The sequence below is a fragment of the Acidovorax sp. DW039 genome, assembly GCF_037101375.1.
Taxonomy (GTDB): Bacteria; Pseudomonadota; Gammaproteobacteria; order Burkholderiales; family Burkholderiaceae_C; genus Acidovorax.
This window is the reverse complement of record NZ_AP029019.1, coordinates 2180678-2198362: the sequence shown is the minus strand read 5'-3', so window position 1 is coordinate 2198362 and position 17685 is coordinate 2180678. Positions and strand designations below refer to the sequence as shown.

Annotated in this window: 17 protein-coding genes and 1 tRNA gene; 8 read left to right on the top strand and 10 right to left on the bottom strand. The window is 59.9% G+C overall.

What is annotated here, in order from left to right; translation table 11 throughout:
• Positions 1 to 56 precede the first annotated feature (56 nt).
• Together AACH87_RS09815 and AACH87_RS09810 are read right to left on the bottom strand one after the other, a co-directional pair.
• Positions 57 to 581, bottom strand: a complete 525-nt coding sequence (locus tag AACH87_RS09815) for an RloB domain-containing protein (RefSeq protein WP_338798632.1) — start codon at positions 579 to 581, stop codon at positions 57 to 59.
• A complete protein-coding gene (locus AACH87_RS09810) occupies positions 578 to 1765 on the bottom strand; it encodes an ATP-binding protein (protein ID WP_338798631.1) in 1188 nt (395 codons plus the stop codon). Before AACH87_RS09810 ends, AACH87_RS09815 begins: the two co-directional genes overlap by 4 nt.
• 187 nt (positions 1766 to 1952) lie before the next feature.
• On the opposite strand from AACH87_RS09810, the gene AACH87_RS09805 reads away from it, so the two are divergent.
• On the top strand, positions 1953 to 3326 hold the full coding sequence (locus AACH87_RS09805; protein WP_338798630.1) for a hypothetical protein: 1374 nt from the start codon (positions 1953 to 1955) through the stop codon (positions 3324 to 3326).
• Positions 3327 to 3737: 411 nt separating this feature from the next.
• Here the strand turns inward: AACH87_RS09805 and AACH87_RS09800 are convergent.
• From AACH87_RS09800 to cysS, 6 genes are all read right to left on the bottom strand, one after another.
• A tRNA-Ser gene (locus tag AACH87_RS09800) sits at positions 3738 to 3830 on the bottom strand.
• A 111-nt stretch (positions 3831 to 3941) separates the two neighbouring features.
• Positions 3942 to 4832, bottom strand: coding sequence for a tRNA lysidine(34) synthetase TilS (gene tilS, locus AACH87_RS09795; RefSeq protein WP_338798910.1), 891 nt, complete (start codon positions 4830 to 4832; stop codon positions 3942 to 3944).
• 142 nt (positions 4833 to 4974) lie between these two features.
• Complete coding sequence (locus AACH87_RS09790; RefSeq protein WP_338798629.1) at positions 4975 to 6816, bottom strand: methyl-accepting chemotaxis protein; 1842 nt, start codon at positions 6814 to 6816, stop codon at positions 4975 to 4977.
• 253 nt (positions 6817 to 7069) lie between these two features.
• Entirely contained in the window at positions 7070 to 8044 is a 975-nt protein-coding gene (locus AACH87_RS09785) for an acetyl-CoA carboxylase carboxyltransferase subunit alpha (RefSeq protein ID WP_338798628.1), read from the bottom strand.
• 87 nt (positions 8045 to 8131) lie between these two features.
• Positions 8132 to 8788: a DNA-3-methyladenine glycosylase 2 family protein gene (locus AACH87_RS09780; protein ID WP_338798909.1), complete on the bottom strand. Its 657-nt coding sequence runs from the start codon at positions 8786 to 8788 to the stop codon at positions 8132 to 8134.
• Between the two features lie 63 nt (positions 8789 to 8851).
• Positions 8852 to 10228, bottom strand: a complete 1377-nt coding sequence (cysS, locus tag AACH87_RS09775; protein WP_338798627.1) for a cysteine--tRNA ligase — start codon at positions 10226 to 10228, stop codon at positions 8852 to 8854.
• Positions 10229 to 10440: 212 nt separating this feature from the next.
• Here cysS and AACH87_RS09770 point away from each other — a divergent pair, with 212 nt between their 5' ends.
• The 6 genes from AACH87_RS09770 to AACH87_RS09745 all read left to right on the top strand — a co-directional run bounded on the left by AACH87_RS09770 (position 10441) and on the right by AACH87_RS09745 (position 15935).
• Entirely contained in the window at positions 10441 to 11535 is a 1095-nt protein-coding gene (locus AACH87_RS09770) for a tetratricopeptide repeat protein (protein WP_338798626.1), read from the top strand.
• Positions 11536 to 11856: 321 nt separating this feature from the next.
• Positions 11857 to 13098, top strand: coding sequence for a L,D-transpeptidase family protein (locus AACH87_RS09765; protein WP_338798908.1), 1242 nt, complete (start codon positions 11857 to 11859; stop codon positions 13096 to 13098).
• Positions 13095 to 13676 (top strand): peptidylprolyl isomerase, encoded by a 582-nt coding sequence (locus AACH87_RS09760; protein WP_338798625.1) that lies wholly within the window; start codon positions 13095 to 13097, stop codon positions 13674 to 13676. Before AACH87_RS09765 ends, AACH87_RS09760 begins: the two co-directional genes overlap by 4 nt.
• A 32-nt stretch (positions 13677 to 13708) precedes the next feature.
• A complete protein-coding gene (locus tag AACH87_RS09755) occupies positions 13709 to 14236 on the top strand; it encodes a peptidylprolyl isomerase (RefSeq protein ID WP_338798624.1) in 528 nt (175 codons plus the stop codon).
• Between the two features lie 35 nt (positions 14237 to 14271).
• A complete protein-coding gene (locus AACH87_RS09750) occupies positions 14272 to 15060 on the top strand; it encodes a UDP-2,3-diacylglucosamine diphosphatase (protein ID WP_338798623.1) in 789 nt (262 codons plus the stop codon).
• A 38-nt stretch (positions 15061 to 15098) separates the two neighbouring features.
• On the top strand, positions 15099 to 15935 hold the full coding sequence (locus tag AACH87_RS09745) for a M90 family metallopeptidase (RefSeq protein ID WP_338798622.1): 837 nt from the start codon (positions 15099 to 15101) through the stop codon (positions 15933 to 15935).
• A 36-nt stretch (positions 15936 to 15971) separates the two neighbouring features.
• Here AACH87_RS09745 and AACH87_RS09740 read toward each other — a convergent pair whose 3' ends face one another.
• A complete protein-coding gene (locus AACH87_RS09740; RefSeq protein WP_338798621.1) occupies positions 15972 to 16394 on the bottom strand; it encodes a DUF2267 domain-containing protein in 423 nt (140 codons plus the stop codon).
• A 4-nt stretch (positions 16395 to 16398) separates the two neighbouring features.
• A complete protein-coding gene (locus AACH87_RS09735) occupies positions 16399 to 16938 on the bottom strand; it encodes a hypothetical protein (protein WP_338798620.1) in 540 nt (179 codons plus the stop codon).
• A 96-nt stretch (positions 16939 to 17034) separates the two neighbouring features.
• Here AACH87_RS09735 and AACH87_RS09730 point away from each other — a divergent pair, with 96 nt between their 5' ends.
• Positions 17035 to 17673 (top strand): TetR/AcrR family transcriptional regulator, encoded by a 639-nt coding sequence (locus AACH87_RS09730; RefSeq protein WP_338798619.1) that lies wholly within the window; start codon positions 17035 to 17037, stop codon positions 17671 to 17673.
• Positions 17674 to 17685 lie beyond the last annotated feature (12 nt).

The window sequence follows — 17685 nt, the reverse complement described above, 5'->3', positions numbered from 1 at the left end:
ACAGGCGCACGCATGCCGAGCAAGAACATCAGCCTACTAGATCTAAAATTCAATCGCTATTTAGGCAGAAGTCCGTGTACGAGCAAGTGAACCAGCTGATCGATTACCGCGTACCCCGCCCTCTTGGCATTGACCGCATCCAAACTCAGATGACGATGCCAGTCCACATCACTTGCACTCCCCCCAAACCGACGCTCAAACAAGCTCTTCAGTTGGCTCGTAGTCCTTCCTTCGGTGAGCTCATCTTTGAGCGATAGAAGAAGGGCTTCAAGGCAGGGATTACAAGGCAGCACATGCACCTTTCCTTGCTTAGCCTTCCTTTTGGCGGCATCTGTCCAATCAGTATCCGTATCCAGCAGCGCCGCCACCTGATCGTATTGCACGCTCATCGATTGGCGAATCGCGCAGTCCACAACGTTCAGCGCCCCTTTTCCATGCGCATTTTTGATCGTGACTGCGACACCAGAACCTCGCGCAACGTAGAGCTCCTTTAAATACCGCAAGAACGTAACTTCAGCGTCACCCTCCCCAACGATTAAGACCGTGCGAGCAACCGCGCGAGAATGCCTGTTGTGCCTCATAACTGCGGCACCGCACCGTAAGCACCAGCCATGTACTTGGCGTACAGGTTGTCATCATTTCGCACGCCGCTCACGCTGTCCAATCGCCATGCTGTGCTTTGGTTGTGCTCATCTTTCTCTACCAACATCACTTGTGACTTGTGCAAGAGATTCAGGACCTCCACAGCGTGGCAGGTAAAAAGCAGTTGAGCGCCGTTCGGGTTCGTCTTTGGACTGGCGAATAACTCAAGAATAGGCTCGAGCATGTGCGGATGCAGGTCATTTTCAAGCTCGTCAATGACGGCCACGCCACCACCCTCCAATGCGGGGAGCAGACGAGACAGTAGAACAAACAAACTCTGTGTGCCATTGGACTCGAGCATGAACGGCAACTCAAAGCTCGCTGAGTTTTCCGTCGAGTGAATGCCAAATGGCACCCAGAACGACTGCTTGGAGCCGTCAGGCATCACGTTTTCGATCTGCCGGATGTCAACATCTTTGAGACCCAGATCCCACCGACGCAGCATGGACACCAATTGAGATCGCTGGCTGTCGCTTTCCACAAAATGGGCTGCAGCCACTACCAACTGACCAGCGTCGGATTGACGGCGACCGTATTGGTGCATATTCGACCGCACGCCGCTGGAACCTGCGATCCGCTGGGCCAGTGGCACGCCGTATTGCGCAGCCGTCGCAATCAAGGACGCGTTTGGTCTGACCTTTTTAGCCTCCGCGGGCAGCAGGCCAAAATCCTTCTGCTTTACGGAATACGCTTGCTCGTCCTCATTCCAATCCCGCACAAACACATATCGCATGCGATCGTGCTTTGCGTAGAGCGACTCATGAAGCACGCGTTCGCGCGTGCACCGCAGCATATAGCGCCACAAGCGACCTTCAAAATCGACTTCGACCTCGAACTCTGAGGGAGCATCGGAGGCCGACATGTGCGGCTGCACAGGAATCAGGGCCTGCGCATCCGTAGCGAAAGACTGACTGACAAACCAGTCCAAAAAAAGCAGCGGCTTGAGCAAAGCTGTCTTACCACTGGCGTTCGCTCCGACTACAGACATCACGCTGCTAACGCGCTCGCCCGTTGGGGAGGTTCTTGCCCACACCGACTGAGGCACCTTGCCATCCAGCAACCAAGACACTTCGGTCCACTCCAAGTAGGACTGGAAATTAGCGAACGCGTATCGATGAATCATGAGAAATTAAAGCACAAATCCACAAAATATTGTCGATTCAACCAAATAACACCATTCAGAAGAGCTTCCAAGATGTCATTTCAGCGGTTGGATCCGTCGACCGGACGGCCGTACACAGTTCAACAGTGCCCGTCTCAAAGCCCCGCAACCAACGGCAGACAACGCAGCCATCGAACCCCCTGTTTTGATGAATACCGCCCCATACCGTGAGTGGTTCACAGTAGACCGGGGCCACTCCACCTTGTTCATCAACGGTCAAACCGACCAGTGGAGTTATCTATGCCATCCAGCATCCCCGTACGCGTTGACGGACGCGACTTTCCAAGCCTTAACCAAGCGCGCCTGCACTACCGCGACATCCTGCACCGCAATTCGGCAACGGTTTGGCGACTCCAACCAAGCGATCTACGCTCATAACGGTGCCGATGGGGCAACGACTGATAGTTTTCCATCAGGAGTGCCTCACAACCTGCCTCGCAGCTACCGATTTCCGCAAGGAATCGCCAACGTCGCGAAAGGCCTCGGAATCGTCCCGCAGGATCTGAAAGGATCGGGCACTACTCGAAGCAGGATTTCACGTGAGGCACTGCCGCCAGTCCTCTTCCTGTTCGACGACGAATCTGTGCGGGACGTCCTGCGCCACTATGGAAATTACCTGATTTCGAAGTTTGATTCCAGGGAATTGTTGGCCGGGGTCTTCACGGCGGTTGCTGGTGTTCACGATCTGAACGACAAGGCCGCGCACTCGATCCCCCGTGCGATAGGGCATTACGCGCCGGCCTACGACCCGGTCAGCGCTAACAAGGAGTCCACGCCGCTAACATTCGGCCAGTACCTCTCTAAGTCCTCTCGCGATGCGCTGGAGACATGCAATGCGCAAGGCATCGTTAACGCATTGGCATCTGCCCTGCTGAGGTTTGCAGAGCTCGCCGGAGCAACGCCGACATGGTTTGGCGGAAGGAAGCCCGCACATAGGATTGTTCTTGATGCGCTGGAAGGTAGCTCCGCGGAAGAGACCTACCGCTCCCTGCTGGACAAGACGATCACATTGCGAGGACAGTTCGACGCAGTGGAGTGGCAATCGGCATTGCTGCAAGTCACGGAGATCGGGTTACATCTAGCTCAGGCAACCAAGTTCCCACAGGTTGCTATCGACTTTTTGACCGGACCCGACGCGTTGCAAAGCCCACCCGCCGAAGCCAGCTCATCGCAAACCATCCTGAACTTCTACAGCCATCCCCCAGAAATGCCGAAGGTCCGCATCCGTCTGGGCTCCATTCACTCAGTTAAAGGCGAGACCCATACGGCGACCCTGGTGTTGGACAGCTTTTACTACGAGCATCACCTGAGTAAGCTAAAACCATGGATTCTGGGCGAACGGGCCGGCGGGATGAAGAAGAAGGCGAAGGGCAAGCCTGAGCTGGAGAGTTCTCGCTTGCTCGGGCGGCTCAAGTTGCACTACGTAGCCATGACTCGGCCCTCGCATCTGCTCTGCCTGACTATGAGGCGTGATGCCTTCAACGCGGCAGAACTGAAGCAGTTGCAGACCCAAGGATGGTAGCTCGTGGACTGCAATGCTGATTGACTTGCTGCCCACTTCTCCAATCAACGAGCAGCCGCTCGCTGGAGCGGTCGGTTCTCGCCCAGCATACCAACTGAACGCCAGGGGAGCTGTCGTTTGCCGCCGACAGGTATTGGCCGATAGTACGCGTTCGACGGCCAAGATTGGATGACAGCAACCGCTGCAAAGTAGTCTTCTAGGCTTTGAGATGAGCCCATAAAGAAGCAAACCAAATCGAGTCACCCACGAAGACCAGGAAGACCCGAGTTGCGCCTCGTCAGCAAAGTAACCGATGACCGAAGAGTCCAATCTAATCCAACTCAATCCAAACCAATACGAGCATGAATTGGTAGATTTATTGGTAGATAGAAACAAAAAAGCGCCCCGAGAGGCGCTTTTTTGCTTGGCTTTTGGCGGAAACGGAGGGATTCGAACCCTCGATGAGGCTCTACACCCCATACTCCCTTAGCAGGGGAGCACCTTCGGCCACTCGGTCACGTTTCCAATCCCGCTATTATGCCTCATTTTTTCTGCGCTTCAGCGAAAGCGTGAAGAGAGAAAGCCATTCCCCTGTGCTCATCACTGCGACAGGTTTGCGGCGCACGAGTGCTGTATTCACGCCTCGCGCCAGATCAACAACGGCCCTTCCCGCTCCACAAATCCACGGCCCACTTTGATGCTTATCTTGTGTCCACGTGTGGTGCAGGTCGCAATCTGGCGCAGCAACTCTGCGAGCTGTACGGCGGCAGGTGTGGTCTGGTGCAGGGAAACCAGCCAATGGCGCAGTACATTGGACTGCCGCTGGCGTGATAACTGCTGCAAGCGCTGAATGGACGGAGGGGTGCCAATGTGGGCCAAGTCCTCTGCGGCGAGTTCGCGTAACAGCATATCCGCCTCGGCAGCATGCGCCGATGACCGAACGAAGGTTTCGCGGAAAGCAGGGAAAACCGACTGCAGCGCCGGAAGCAACTGACTGCGAATTCTGTTGCGGGTATAGCGCGAATCACTGTTGCTGGGGTCTTCGATCCAGCCAAGAGCATGCTCCTTCAACCATTCACGCAGGTCTTCTCCTGGCACAGATAGCAAAGGACGAAACCAGGGGAGCCCCCCACGCAACCACCGGTAAGGCATCCCTGCCATACCGGCGACACCCGTACCGCGGGACAAGGCCAGGAGCATGGTCTCTACCTGATCATCAGCATGGTGCGCCAACGCCACCGACGCAATGCCCCGGCCCTCCGATGAAGCCAGGAAATCGTCCAATGCACCATAGCGTGCCCGGCGCGCAGCGTCTTCCGGACTCTGACCGGGCTTGGCATGGGCATTTACATAGCGGACTGCCAACGGCACATCGAGCCGTTGGCACACAGCATGGCATTGCGCCACAAAGTCTTCTGCCGCTGCCTGCAGGCCGTGATGCACATGCACCGCTTGAACCTGCCCCGGCCATCGCTGCGCGCACGCAGCCAGCAGCGCTGTTGAATCTGCGCCACCGCTGAAGGCCACCAGCAATGGCAGTGGGGGGGAAAACCGGTTCAGCGCTTCAGTAAAGGCCTTTGTCACACTACTCGCTTTCAAGAGAGCCTGCTTACGATCTAGCGGTGTCTGCGCAGAAAAGACCGCACACGGGCTCTGGAGCAGCCACTCCTCAGCGTGCGGACAGCATGGGCACAGCGGCACCTTCAGCAGAAAGTTTGAAAGTGCCTACCACCTCTGCCAAACGCACCGACTGGTCGCGAAGACTCTGGGCAGCGGCCGCGCCCTCTTCCACCAAAGCGGCATTTTGTTGCGTCATCTGGTCCAGGTGCGACACTGCTTGGCCCACCTCGCTGATGCTCGCGCTTTGCTCATTGGTGGAGGCGGTAATCTCGGCCATGATATCCGTGACACGCTGCACGGCATTGACGATGTCCGTCATGGTGCTTCCGGCCTCATCCACCAGTCGGGAGCCATTGTCCACCTGCTCAACCGAGGAGCCGATCAATGTCTTGATCTCACGCGCGGCTTCTGCACTGCGTTGGGCCAAGCTGCGCACCTCACCCGCCACCACAGCAAAGCCTCGTCCCTGCTCACCCGCTCTGGCAGCTTCAACCGCCGCATTCAGAGCGAGGATGTTGGTCTGGAAGGCTATGCCGTCAATGACGCCAATGATGTCGCCGATCTTGCGGGAGGCCGAATTGATCTTCTCCATGGTCGATACCACATTGCTCACCACAGAGCCGCCGTGACGCGCCACGGAGGATGCCTGAACCGCCAGCTGATTGGCCTGGCGAGCGGCCTCTGCATTCTGCTGCACGGTGTCTGTGAGCTGCGCCATGGAGGCCGACGTCTCCTCCAGACTGGACGCCGCCATCTCTGTGCGACTGCTCAGATCCTGGTTGCCCGACGCAATCTCTTCCGAGGCAATGCGAACTGAACTGCTGGCGTCCCGAATTTGCAAGAGCACTCCTGAAAGCTTCGCAACGAAGGCATTGAAGCTGGAAGCGATCTGCGCCAACTCATCCTCGCCATGGGCGTCGATACGGCGAGAAAGATCTCCGTCGCCCTCACCCACTTCACGCATGGCATCGCGCACTTGGGTGAGACGGCGCAGCCGCTGGGTCAAAACCCCACCCAACAGCACCACAGCAATGACGAGCACCACGGCACTGGACAGCAAAGAAGTCGTCAGCATGGAGCGCACGGGGGCCATTGCCTCACTTTCATCCAGCGCCACCACCAGCAGCCATGGGGTGCCTGGAACAGGTACTACAGTCAGAAGGCGATTGCGCTCATCAATCTTCACGGCCAGCAACGCATTGTTGGAAGCGGCGGCAGCCAGTTTGTCGCCCGACAAATCTGCGGAGAGGTCCGTCAGAGGTTTCAGCGTGAGCTGAGCGTTGGGGTGGGCAATGATTTTCCCGTCTGTGGATGCCATGAAGCCGAAGCTTTGGGGCGTGGGATGAACGGCCGCCACGGTTTCCAGTACCGACTCCATGGACACATCCACTGCTGCCACCCCTTTGAGGGAGGAGCCCGTGCCCACTGGCACAGCAAAGGTCACCACCAGTTTTCCGTCAGAAGCGGAGATGTAGGGAGGTGTCACCACCGGCGCTCCCGCAGCAGCAGCTTGCTTGTACCAGGGGCGAGCGGTAGGGTCGTAACCGGCGGGCAGATTGCGCGTTTCCGAGAAAACATAACGCTTGTCGGCAAAACCAAAATAGGCCGTACTGAACTTGCCCGAATCGCGCAGGATAGCCAGAAGCTTCGCAGGCTCTGCCTCATCGAATGCTCCTACCGAAGCAGCGACGATCTGCGCCTTGGATCGCGCCCACTCCTCAATGGTATGGGCATGGCTTTGCGCGGTCTCACGGCTTTGCCGGGTGATGGAATCTTGCGCCTGCGAACTGGCCACAAGATAGTTGGCACCGGTGAGTACCAACAAGGCAACAACCAGACAGAGGGTAGAGAAGGCAAGTATCTGGCCCTTCAGCGTCTTCATCATGGACATGGCAACTCCTGCACTTTTTTCACAAACATCATTTTTAACAATGTTTGATACAAAATCAATACTTAGTTACCCGGCAATGTTCAACATAGGCATCAGAAATGCGCTGCCAGCCACGGCCATAGCGTGGCTTTTGATACAGGTGACACGTCTGTTAGCGCAACAATCCGCCAGATGCTGAGAAATTGTGCCAACAAAGTGCCAGAAACAACAACGGCCCCGAAGGGCCGTTGATGGGTGAATGCTCACAGAAATTTCAGCGATCCGCCTTGGTATCGCTAAAACGGCCATAGCTTTGAAGCCGCTCGTAACGACGCTCCAGCAAGTCCTTGGTCTTCAGATCAGCCACTTGGCGGAATGCATCACCCAAAGCACGCTTGAGGAAGGCAGACATCTGCTTGTGATCGCGGTGCGCGCCACCCACGGGCTCGCTCACGATCTTGTCCACCAAACCCAAAGCTTTCAGGCGGTGGGCTGTGATACCCAGGGCGTCGGCTGCCTCCTGGGCTTTTTCGCTGGTCTTCCACAGAATGGACGCGCAACCTTCAGGGCTGATCACCGAGTACACCGCGTACTGCAGCATCACAACCTGGTCGGCAACACTGATAGCCAAGGCACCGCCGGAGCCGCCCTCGCCAATGATGGTGGTGATGATGGGCACCTCAAGCTGTGCCATCTCAAAAATGTTGCGGCCAATGGCCTCGGACTGGCCCCGCTCTTCTGCGTCGATGCCTGGATAGGCGCCCGGCGTGTCCACAAACGTGAAGACAGGGAGCTTGAATTTTTCAGCCGTCTTCATGAGGCGCAGGGCCTTGCGGTAGCCCTCCGGCTTGCTCATGCCAAAGTTGCGCATGGCGCGCTCTTTGGTATCGCGGCCTTTCTGATGCCCGATCACCATGCAGGCGTGGCCGTTGAAACGGGCCAGTCCACCCACGATGGAAAGGTCATCCGCGTAGTGGCGGTCACCATGCAACTCCACGAAATCCGTGAAGATGTCCCGCACGTAATCCAGCGTGTAGGGGCGCTCGGGATGGCGGGCAATCTTGGTGATTTGCCAGGGCGTCAGCTCGCTGTAGATATCCTTAGTGAGCTGCTGGCTTTTCTTGCTGAGCTGGTCGATTTCTTCAGAGATATCGACAGCACTCTCGGTCTGCACGTAGCGCAGTTCTTCGATTTTGGATTCGAGTTCGGCAATGGGCTGCTCAAAATCCAGAAAGGTCTTTTTCGCCAACGTTTTTCTCCTTAGGTCGCGCAGTGCTGTGCGGCCACGAATGGCACGCAATGTAACCGAAGCCGGTCAGGGTGCTTTTGCCCGGCGTCAATCGCCAGCAGGTGCGGGGTCCAATGACCGCCAAATATACCAAGTCGCCACACTGCACCAGGGTTTCCAGGCCTCAGCAACTTCACGGGCATCGCTGCGGCTGACAGGATCGCCCGAGAAATAGTTGTGGCTGATGCCCGCAATGAGCCCCGGGTCGTCCAGGGGCAACACATTGGGCCGCTGCAGATAGAAGATGAGGAACATCTCTGCCGTCCAGCGGCCAATCCCGCGGATATCCACCAGTTCCGCAATGATGGCCTCGTCGTCCATGGACTCCCAGTCCTTCACATGCAATTTGCCATTGACAAAGTGCAGGGCCAAGTCCACCAGGTAATCAATCTTGCGGGCAGACAGTCCGGCTGCGCGCATGTCGTCCACCTTGAGCTTCAGCACGCTGGCGGGGCTGAGGGTGCGCGAGAGCGCCACAAAACGTTCCCACACGGCCTGTGCGGATTTGACGGAAACCTGCTGGCCCACGATGCTGCGGGCCAGGGTGGTAAATGCGTCCCGCCGGGTCTGGAGCGCGGCATCGCCGAACTGCGGGATCAGACGCTTCATGACCCGGTCCTTCTTGACCAGATGCTTGCACGCTTCGGCCCAGTAAGCCGGGGTACTCAAAATGGGCGCAGCACTGCCTGCACCCGAATTTGCTATTTTTTTAGGAGCTGACACCGCTCATCCACTCTGCCTTGATGGCGGTTTTTACCAAACAAAAAATCACTGAGCCGCTTCCCATGTGGTGCCAGCGGCCGAGTCCTTGAGAACAATGCCTTGCGCCAGCAAAGCCTGACGGATGCGGTCTGCCTCGGCAAAGTTCTTGGCGGCCTTGGCCTCGGCCCGGGCTGAGATCTGCGCCTGAATGGCAGCCTCATCCAGCCCGGCTCCTGCCTTCAGGAAGGCTTGAGGGTCACCCTGCAAAATACCCAGGCACCTGGCAAGCGCTTTCAGCAAGCCAGCGGTCTGCGCAGAGCGGGTCTTGTTCACTTCGCCCGCCAGTTCAAACAGCACAGCCACCGCTTCAGGTGTGCCAAAGTCTTCGTCCATCGCAGCCTTGAAGCGGGCCGCGTAAGCGTTGGACCAGTCCACATCCACCACAGCTGGCTGCACCAGGCTCAAGGCCGTGTAAAGCCGCTTGAGCGCTTGACGCGCATCGTCCAGGTGGGCATCGCTGTAATTGAGGGCACTGCGGTAGTGGGCTCGCACAATAAAGAACCGCACCGTCTCTGCGTCGTACCGCTTGAGCACATCGCGGATGGTGAAGAAGTTACCGAGCGACTTGCTCATCTTCTCGTTGTCCACCCGCACAAAGCCGTTGTGCACCCAGAAGTTGGCCAGGGGTTTGCCCGTTGCGCCCTCGCTTTGCGCAATTTCGTTCTCATGGTGAGGGAACTGCAGGTCTGCCCCACCGCCATGGATGTCAAATGTTTCGCCCAAGGTGGCGCAGCTCATGGCAGAGCATTCGATATGCCAGCCGGGACGGCCCGTTCCAAACGAACTCGCCCACTTGGCGTCCTCAGGCTCATCGGCCTTGGCCGATTTCCACAGCACGAAATCGAGGGGGTCTTCCTTGCCGTCCTGCACAGCCACCCGTTCGCCCGCGCGCAGTTCATCCAGCGACTTGCCCGAGAGCTTGCCGTAGCCCACAAACTTGCGTACGGAATAGTTCACGTCGCCATTGCTGGCGCGGTAGGCCAGGCCTTTGCTCTCCAGTTGGCCGATGAGCGAGAGCATTTGCGGCACATACTCGGTCGCGCGCGGCTCTACCGAAGGCGGCTCAATGCCCAGGGCGCCGATGTCCTCATGCATGGCGGCGATCATTTCGTCGGTGAGCTGGCGGATGGTGATGCCACGCTCCAGCGCCCGCTTGATGATCTTGTCGTCAATGTCGGTGATGTTGCGCACGTAGGTCACGCGCAGGCCACTGGCCTTGAGCCAACGCTGCACCACGTCAAACGCCATCATCATGCGTGCGTGGCCGATGTGGCACAGGTCATAAATGGTCATGCCGCATACATACATGCGGACATGGCCGGGTTCGAGCGGAGAAAAGTCTTCCAATGCACGCGTGAGCGTGTTGTAGATGCGCAAACTCATGGAATGTCAGTGTCGGAATGGGGGTGGATGGGCGGAGCAGACCGCCCTGCAGCGCGTGGGCCTGGCCCCACGCGGGGGTGGCGTCCGGCAAGGAACGCCCAACGAAATCACCAGCGGCAACAACGCACCGTCATGACAACCCCCTCAGCTACAATCCGCCGCAGTATAAGCCCGGCCCGGGCTTGACGCCGCTCAACCCCTCCAGAACCCCCATGAAGCAAGTTCGACGCACCCTTCCACGACTTCTGCGCCTGCTGGCATTGACGGCTCTCGTTGGCACGGGTGCAGCCTACGCCAATGACTATGCTGACATTACCCAGCTGCTGAAGGCAGGCAAGGCTGCGGAGGCGCTGACCAAGGCCGACCAGAGGCTGGCCGCCAACCCTCGCGATCCGCAACTGCGCTTCCTCAAGGGCGTGGCACAGGCAGACTCGGGCAAGCCCGCAGATGCCGTAGCCACCTTCACCAAGCTGACCGAGGAATACCCCGAGCTGCCCGAGCCCTACAACAATCTGGCTGTGCTCTACGCCAACCAGAACCAGCTGGACAAGGCCCGCACTGCGCTGGAAATGGCGATCCGCACCAACCCCAGCTACGCCACCGCGCATGAGAACCTGGGCGACATCTACGCCAAGCTGGCCAGCCAGGCCTACAACAAGGCCCTGCAGCTGGATGCCAACAACGCCAACTCCATCAAGCCCAAGCTGGCGCTGATCCGCGAACTCTTCTCTGCAGACCCCGCCAAGGGCAGCAAGCCTGCGGCTGTGGCCCCGGCAGCAGCACAGCGCCCGGCCACGGCTCCTGCGCCAGCAGCCGCGCCTGCGCCTAGCCCTGCCCCCGCCCCTGTTGCTGCACCAGCTGCAGCCCCTGCACCCGCGGCAGCGCCCACACCGGCCCCAGCGCCCGCTGCAGACACAGCGAAGGCCGATACGAGCAAAGAGGCAGCCAAGAGCAACAAGGACGCCAAAGAGGCGAAGGACGTGGCCGCCGCCGTGCAAGCATGGGCCGCAGCCTGGGCTGCCAAGGACATGAAGGCCTACCTGTCTGCCTACGGTAAGGAATTTGATCCACCAGGCAGCCTGACGCGTGCGGCGTGGGAGAAAGAACGCGAAGCACGCATCGTAGGCAAGAAAAAAATCACCGTTCAGCTGTCTGACCTGAATGTGTCGGTCAACGGCAGCAAAGCCACCGCGCGCTTTCGCCAGGCCTACAGCGCAGACTCCCTCAACGTGACCAGCCGCAAGACGCTGGATCTGGTCGAGAGCAATGGCCGCTGGGTCATCGTGCGCGAGTCCACCGGGGGCTGACCCGCTCGTTGGTCACGCCTTGCCCACTCTTTTCCTCAGGGCCGACAGCGCAAGCCGTTGGCTCTTCGTTATTTGGTAGACAGCCCTTGAATGCCGCGTCCTCGTGTTCTGGGTTGGAAGTTCGTTGAAGAAGCAAAGATGTCGAATTCACCGTCAGGCAAGGCACAAACCACAGCAATGGCTGCAGCCATGGCGGGGATTTGCAACGCTGCATGGCGGCGAGTCCTGAGCGCTTCCTGAAGCGATCCTCCAATTCAGGACACTAGCGTGCGAGCCCCCCACTGGATCCGCCACACCGCCTCGGCCATCACCCTGCTGGCCTTGGCTGCGCAGACTGCAGCAGCGCCCCAGGCCCATTCTTCGGCGCAAGGCGGTGGTAAAAACAAGCGGCAGGTCGCAGCCACTAAGCCCGCGCCACCCCCAGCCCCCAAGCCACTGCAAGATGGGTTGGCCGAAGCGCGGCTGCTGAAGGTGTACCAACTGGCAGGCGAAGGCCGCGGGCGTGAAGCGCTGGCCCAGGCAGAAAGCCTGGCGCGCGAGTACCCCAACTTTCAGCTGGCCCAGCTTGCCGTGGGCGACCTGCTGGCCGCCCGCATACGGCCCATCAAACAACTGGGCGATGTGCCCGAACCCTCGTTGCCCTACCCACCGGAGGTCACGGCCACGCTGGACGAACTGCGCACCGAATCCCGCCAGCGGGTGCAGGCGCAGCGCGCGCGCCCCGCAGCCAACCAGATACCTGCGCAGTTTGTGGAACTGGCTCCCCGCTACAAACATGCCATTGCCATCGACGCCTCCCGCTCGCGCCTGTACCTGTTCGAGAACACGGACAAAGGCCTCAGGCTGGTGGCGGACTACTACGCCTCTGTGGGCAAGTCGGGCATTGAGAAAGTGACCGAAGGGGACCAGCGCACCCCACTGGGCGTGTACTTCATCACCAGCAGACTCGACCCGGCCACGCTCAAGGACTTCTACGGCGCGGGGGCCTTGCCCATCAACTACCCCAACCCGCTGGATGTGGTGCGCGGCAAGACGGGGGGCGGCATCTGGCTTCACGGCACGCCCCCTGACCAGTTCGCGCGGGCCCCGCTTGCCACCGATGGTTGCGTGGCCCTGGCCAACCCGGACCTGGAGCGCATCCTGCGCACGGTGGAGCCCCGCTCCACCCCCGTCGTCATCGCCAAGCAGCTGCAGTGGGTGCAGGCCCAGAGCGTGCAGGCGGAGCGCCAGTCTTTTGAAGCCGTGCTCAACGCCTGGCGTACCGCCAAGTCGGAGGGCAACATGAACCGGCTGTTGGGCTTCTACGCGCCCGACTTCCAGAGCTACAAGAAAAAGCCGCTCACGGAATGGGCTGCTGTGCTGCAGGCCGAAGCACAGGCGCTCAAGGGGCGCACTGTCCATCTCAAGGACAAGGCCTACCTGCGCTGGACAGACTCCAGCGACACCATGGTGGTAACGTTCGGCGAAGTGGCCGAAGGTGCCCGCACAGGCCCCATCAAGCGCCAGTACTGGACACGGCGCGGCCAGCAATGGCAAATCTTTTTTGAAGGAGTGATTGGATGATTTCCAAAAGAAAATCGATGCTGGCGCTTGCAGGTATTGCGCTGGCAGCTATGGTTTCGGTAGCACCCGCACACGCACAGACGGCCCCCAAGGTCAAGCTCGCCACCTCCATGGGCGACATCGTGGTGCAACTGGACCCCGCCAAGGCCCCCAAAACCGTGGAGAACTTTCTCTCCTACGTGAACGACAAGCACTACGACGGCACCGTGTTCCATCGTGTGATCGACGGCTTCATGATCCAGGGCGGCGGCTTCACCGCCGACATGGTGCAAAAGCCCACCAAGGCTCCTATTGCGCTGGAAGCCAACAACGGCCTCAAGAACGACACCTACACCATTGCCATGGCGCGCACGAGCAACCCCAACTCGGCCACCTCGCAGTTCTTCATCAACGTGAAGGACAACGCCATGCTCAATGCCCCCAACCCTGACGGCCACGGCTACGCCGTGTTCGGCAAGGTGGTGGAAGGCACTGCCGTGGTCGACAAGATCAAGGCCGTAGCCACAGGCAGCAAGGGCGGCCACCAGAACGTTCCCAATACCCCCATCACCATCAACTCCGCCACCGTGGTGAAGTGATTCGTGAACATTTTTGAAGAAAGCACCGTTTTATGAGCAATCCACAAGTTGAACTGCACGTCACCATCAACGTCGCAGAAACCTCCACCCAGGGCGTCATCACCCTGGAGCTGGACGCTGTGAACGCACCCAAGTCCACAGAAAACTTCCTGTCTTATGTGAACAGCGGCTTCTACAACGGCACCGTGTTCCACCGCGTGATCAAGAACTTCATGATCCAGGGCGGCGGCATGACGGCCGACATGAAGCAAAAGCAGACCGAAGCCCCTATCGAAAACGAAGCCAAGAACGGCCTGAAAAACGACAAGTACACCGTGGCCATGGCCCGCACAGGCGACCCCCACAGCGCCACCGCCCAGTTCTTCATCAACACCGTGGACAACGGCTTCCTGAACCACAGTTCGCCCACCCCTCAAGGCTGGGGCTACGCCGTGTTCGGCAAGGTGGTCAAGGGCCAGGAAGTGGTCGATGCCATCAAGGCCGTGCGCACCACACGCAAGGGCTTCCATGACGACGTGCCGTTTGATCCCGTGGTCATCGACAAGGCAGTAGCCCTGTAAACCACCGTTTGGTTCAGGCCTTGATTGCCGAGCCTTTGACGACCGTGCCCCCGTTCGGGGAGCTGACTGCTCCCCCGCACTGGCGCACGGTCGATTTCATTTCAGACCTGCATCTGCAGGCCAGCGAGCCTGCGACCGTGGCCGCTTGGCAGCAGTACCTGCAGACCACGCCCGCAGACGCCGTGTTTCTGCTGGGCGACATTTTTGAAGTCTGGGTGGGGGATGACGCCATCCACGAGCCCGGCAGTTTTGAAGCACAGGCCTGCGGTGTGCTGAAAGCAGCGGCACAGCAGCGCCCGCTGTACTTCATGCACGGCAACCGCGATTTCCTGGCGGGGGACGGCTTCCTGCACCACGGCGGCATCACCGGCCTGCAAGATCCCACCGTGCTGACCTTTGCAGGCCAGCGCTACCTTCTCACGCACGGAGATTTGCTGTGCGTGGATGACGTGGATTACCAGCGTTTTCGCGTTCAGGCCCGCAACGCGGCCTGGCAGCAGCAGTTTTTGGCCCAGCCGCTGCACACCCGCAGGTTGCAGGCCCGCGGCATCCGGCAGGAAAGCGAAGCCCGCAAACAGTCTGGTGCCACCTATGCCGATGCGGACACCGCCACCGCCTTGGCCTGGCTGCAGGCCGCAGGTGCGCAAACCCTAATCCACGGGCACACCCACAAGCCTGCCAACCACACCCTGGCTGCGGGCCTGCAGCGCGTGGTGCTCAGCGACTGGGACGCTGCCGCATTACCCCCCCGGCTGGAAACACTGCGTTTGTCCACCGCAGGCTTGGAACGGGTGGCCCTGGCCCCCATGTACCAGGCATCCTGACTCAGGGGCCGTGATCGCGTCCCCGCCCGATCATTGCCATGCCCCCTATCCTCAACCGGCTTTGGAGCCGTGTCCGCGCCACGGTCGCCCCCGTACCCGACATCTCGGCCGAGCTGTGGCTGCAGACGCTGCAGCGCTACCCGTTTCTGGCCGCGCTGTCGCTGCACGAGCAAAGCAAGCTGCGCGCCCTGAGTGCGCTCTTTCTGGACCAGAAGCAGTTCCACGGCGCGCACGGCCTGGACGTGACGGATGCCATGGCCATCGACATTGCCGCGCAGGCCTGCCTGCCTCTGCTGCACATGGGCGAAGCCGCCAAGGCACTGGACTGGTATGACGATTTCGTCACCATCGTTGTGCACCCCGGTGAAGCCATTGCGCGCAGGCAGGTGGTGGATGAGGCCGGGGTGGTGCATGAACAAGCCCAAGTGCTGCTGGGCGAAGCGATGGAGCGCGGCCCCATCATGCTCAGCTGGCAGCACATTGCGAACACACGCGAGAACACCGCCCGCGGGCACAACGTGGTGGTGCACGAGTTTGTGCACAAGCTCGACATGCGCAGCGGCGACGCCAACGGCTGCCCGCCCCTGCCCGCAGGCTTTATGGGCGCACGCACAGGCCGGGCGGCCTACGAAGCGTGGTGGAACGCCTGGGAGCCCGCCTACCAGAACTTTCGCGACCGCGTCATCATGGCCGAACGCTTTGGGGCCGAACGCCCTTGGCTCGATGCCTATGGAGCGACTTCGCAGTCAGAGTTTTTTGCGGTGGCGTGCGAGGCATATTTCGTCAACCGCCAGCGCTTTGCACAGGAATTCCCCACGCTGATGCCTGCACTGGATGCCTTCTTTATCCGCACCACCGGACAGGCCGCCCAATAGGGCCTGATCCAGGTGCCCCCATACGCTGGGACACCCTCAGTCCACAGCCCAATAGCTGCGTGGCCCTTCGGGCATCGAATGCAGGATGCGCTCCCATACCGGCGGATGTACCTGTTCGCGCAGGGCTCGTGCCACAGCAACCACTGCGTTGTCGGGAGAAAAGTTGTGCTCATGCCGCACCGCCCGGACATCGCTCAGCCACTCTGGGGCAGCACCAAAGTCCTTGGGCGGCTGCTCAGGATCCCAGTCCTCCACAAACAGGGCTCGCACCATGGGTGGAAGCACCTGCGCAAACCGGATGCCGTCTTGCAGACTCAACCGGGCCCGAAACGCATGCAGCACCCCCACCACCATGTTCCAGGCCATGTTGGTGGTGGGCAAGCCTGCGTGATCACGGGCCGACACCAGGAAGCGTTCGAATTGCAGGGTGGGGTTCTGGTATTCAAAAGGTGGAGGCATAAGTTCACCTTGGCGTTTGGCGCCCCACGGGATGCATCCCTGCGGGTGCAGTCACAGCTGGGCCACGCCAAAGACCGCTGCAGTACAACGCCCACACAATGAAGATCGGTTGAAACAGCGGGCGCAGCCAGTAGTACCACGTCCCAAAAGGCAGCCCTTGCACTTGCTCCCCCTGCTGCGCAACATGGATATTGGCAATCACCACACATGCCAGCAGCAGGGCCAGCCCGGCACCGGCCAGTTTGTGCAGCGCTGCAACCCCGAGCCGGTTGATCAGGCTCACGGGCATCAAAAAGGCGATGCCTCCGGCCAGCTCTGCAGCTCCGGTGAAGTACACCCAGAACAAGGCCAGCTCAGACATGAAGTAGGGAATCATGGGCACATAACGCACCTGTGCACTCACAAAGTGATCAACGCCAGTCAACACGAAACCCAGCCCCATGCCCCAGCGCATCACGGTACGCAGGTCAGGACGCATACCCGCCATGCGGGCCATCAGCCAGGCCACAACACCAGCGCCAGAAATCAGAAACAGGAAACTCATGGCAACCTCATGTTAACAACGTAAACATTCTAGAATGTTAAAGTTACCACCGTCAACATTAAGCGTCCCCTGCCCCTCTGGCTTTGTGCCCAGACCATGACAACCACCTACCACCACGGCGATCTCAAGAGCACCCTGCTGAACTACGCACTGCAGCAAATGGAAGGCGAAGGTGCGGGCCTGGACGGGCTTTCGATGCGGGAAATGGCCAAGGCCGTGGGGGTATCGCATACAGCGGCATACCGCCACTTTGCGGACAAACAATCCTTGCTCGATGCGGTGGCTGAAGAGGGATTTACCGCCCTTTTGCAGGCAAGCCGTGATGCTGTGGACGCAGTACCCGCTTCCACAGGCAACCCTGCGCGCCTGCTGGCCTGCGGCATGGCCTACATCGACTTTGGCCGCCAGCACCCCCGGCAACTGGCGCACATGTTCACCGCAGCCAGTCGGGCCGCAGCGCCCGCCAGTCTGCGCACGGTGGCGGCGCAGTTGTTTGACCTGCTCACCACCCTGGTGGCCCAGGGGCAACAGCAGGGGCAATTCAAGGAAGGCGATGCTCGGGCCTTGGCCCACAGTTGCTGGGCCATGGTGCACGGGCTGGCTCTGCTGCAAGGCGGCCAACTGCTAGCCCCGCCATTGCCGCCTGATGCGCCCCAGGCAGATCGCACAACCGCGGCCACCCAGCAAGCTCGCAACGCACTGGAAGTTCTGATGCAGGGCCTGCTTAAAGCCTGAAAACCTGCGCGC

Bases quoted from the DNA above. Each gene is read 5' to 3' on its own strand.
- cysS (WP_338798627.1), bottom strand. From the start codon at position 10,228: ATGAGTTTGCGCATCTACAACACGCTCACGCGTGCATTGGAAGACTTT.
- AACH87_RS09755 (WP_338798624.1), top strand. From the start codon at position 13,709: ATGAGCAATCCACAAGTTGAACTGCACGTCACCATCAACGTCGCAGAA.
- AACH87_RS09745 (WP_338798622.1), top strand. From the start codon at position 15,099: ATGCCCCCTATCCTCAACCGGCTTTGGAGCCGTGTCCGCGCCACGGTC.
- AACH87_RS09815 (WP_338798632.1), bottom strand. From the start codon at position 581: ATGAGGCACAACAGGCATTCTCGCGCGGTTGCTCGCACGGTCTTAATC.
- AACH87_RS09760 (WP_338798625.1), top strand. From the start codon at position 13,095: ATGATTTCCAAAAGAAAATCGATGCTGGCGCTTGCAGGTATTGCGCTG.
- AACH87_RS09735 (WP_338798620.1), bottom strand. From the start codon at position 16,938: ATGAGTTTCCTGTTTCTGATTTCTGGCGCTGGTGTTGTGGCCTGGCTG.
- AACH87_RS09805 (WP_338798630.1), top strand. From the start codon at position 1,953: ATGAATACCGCCCCATACCGTGAGTGGTTCACAGTAGACCGGGGCCAC.
- AACH87_RS09730 (WP_338798619.1), top strand. From the start codon at position 17,035: ATGACAACCACCTACCACCACGGCGATCTCAAGAGCACCCTGCTGAAC.
- AACH87_RS09810 (WP_338798631.1), bottom strand. From the start codon at position 1,765: ATGATTCATCGATACGCGTTCGCTAATTTCCAGTCCTACTTGGAGTGG.
- AACH87_RS09740 (WP_338798621.1), bottom strand. From the start codon at position 16,394: ATGCCTCCACCTTTTGAATACCAGAACCCCACCCTGCAATTCGAACGC.
- AACH87_RS09790 (WP_338798629.1), bottom strand. From the start codon at position 6,816: ATGTCCATGATGAAGACGCTGAAGGGCCAGATACTTGCCTTCTCTACC.
- AACH87_RS09770 (WP_338798626.1), top strand. From the start codon at position 10,441: ATGAAGCAAGTTCGACGCACCCTTCCACGACTTCTGCGCCTGCTGGCA.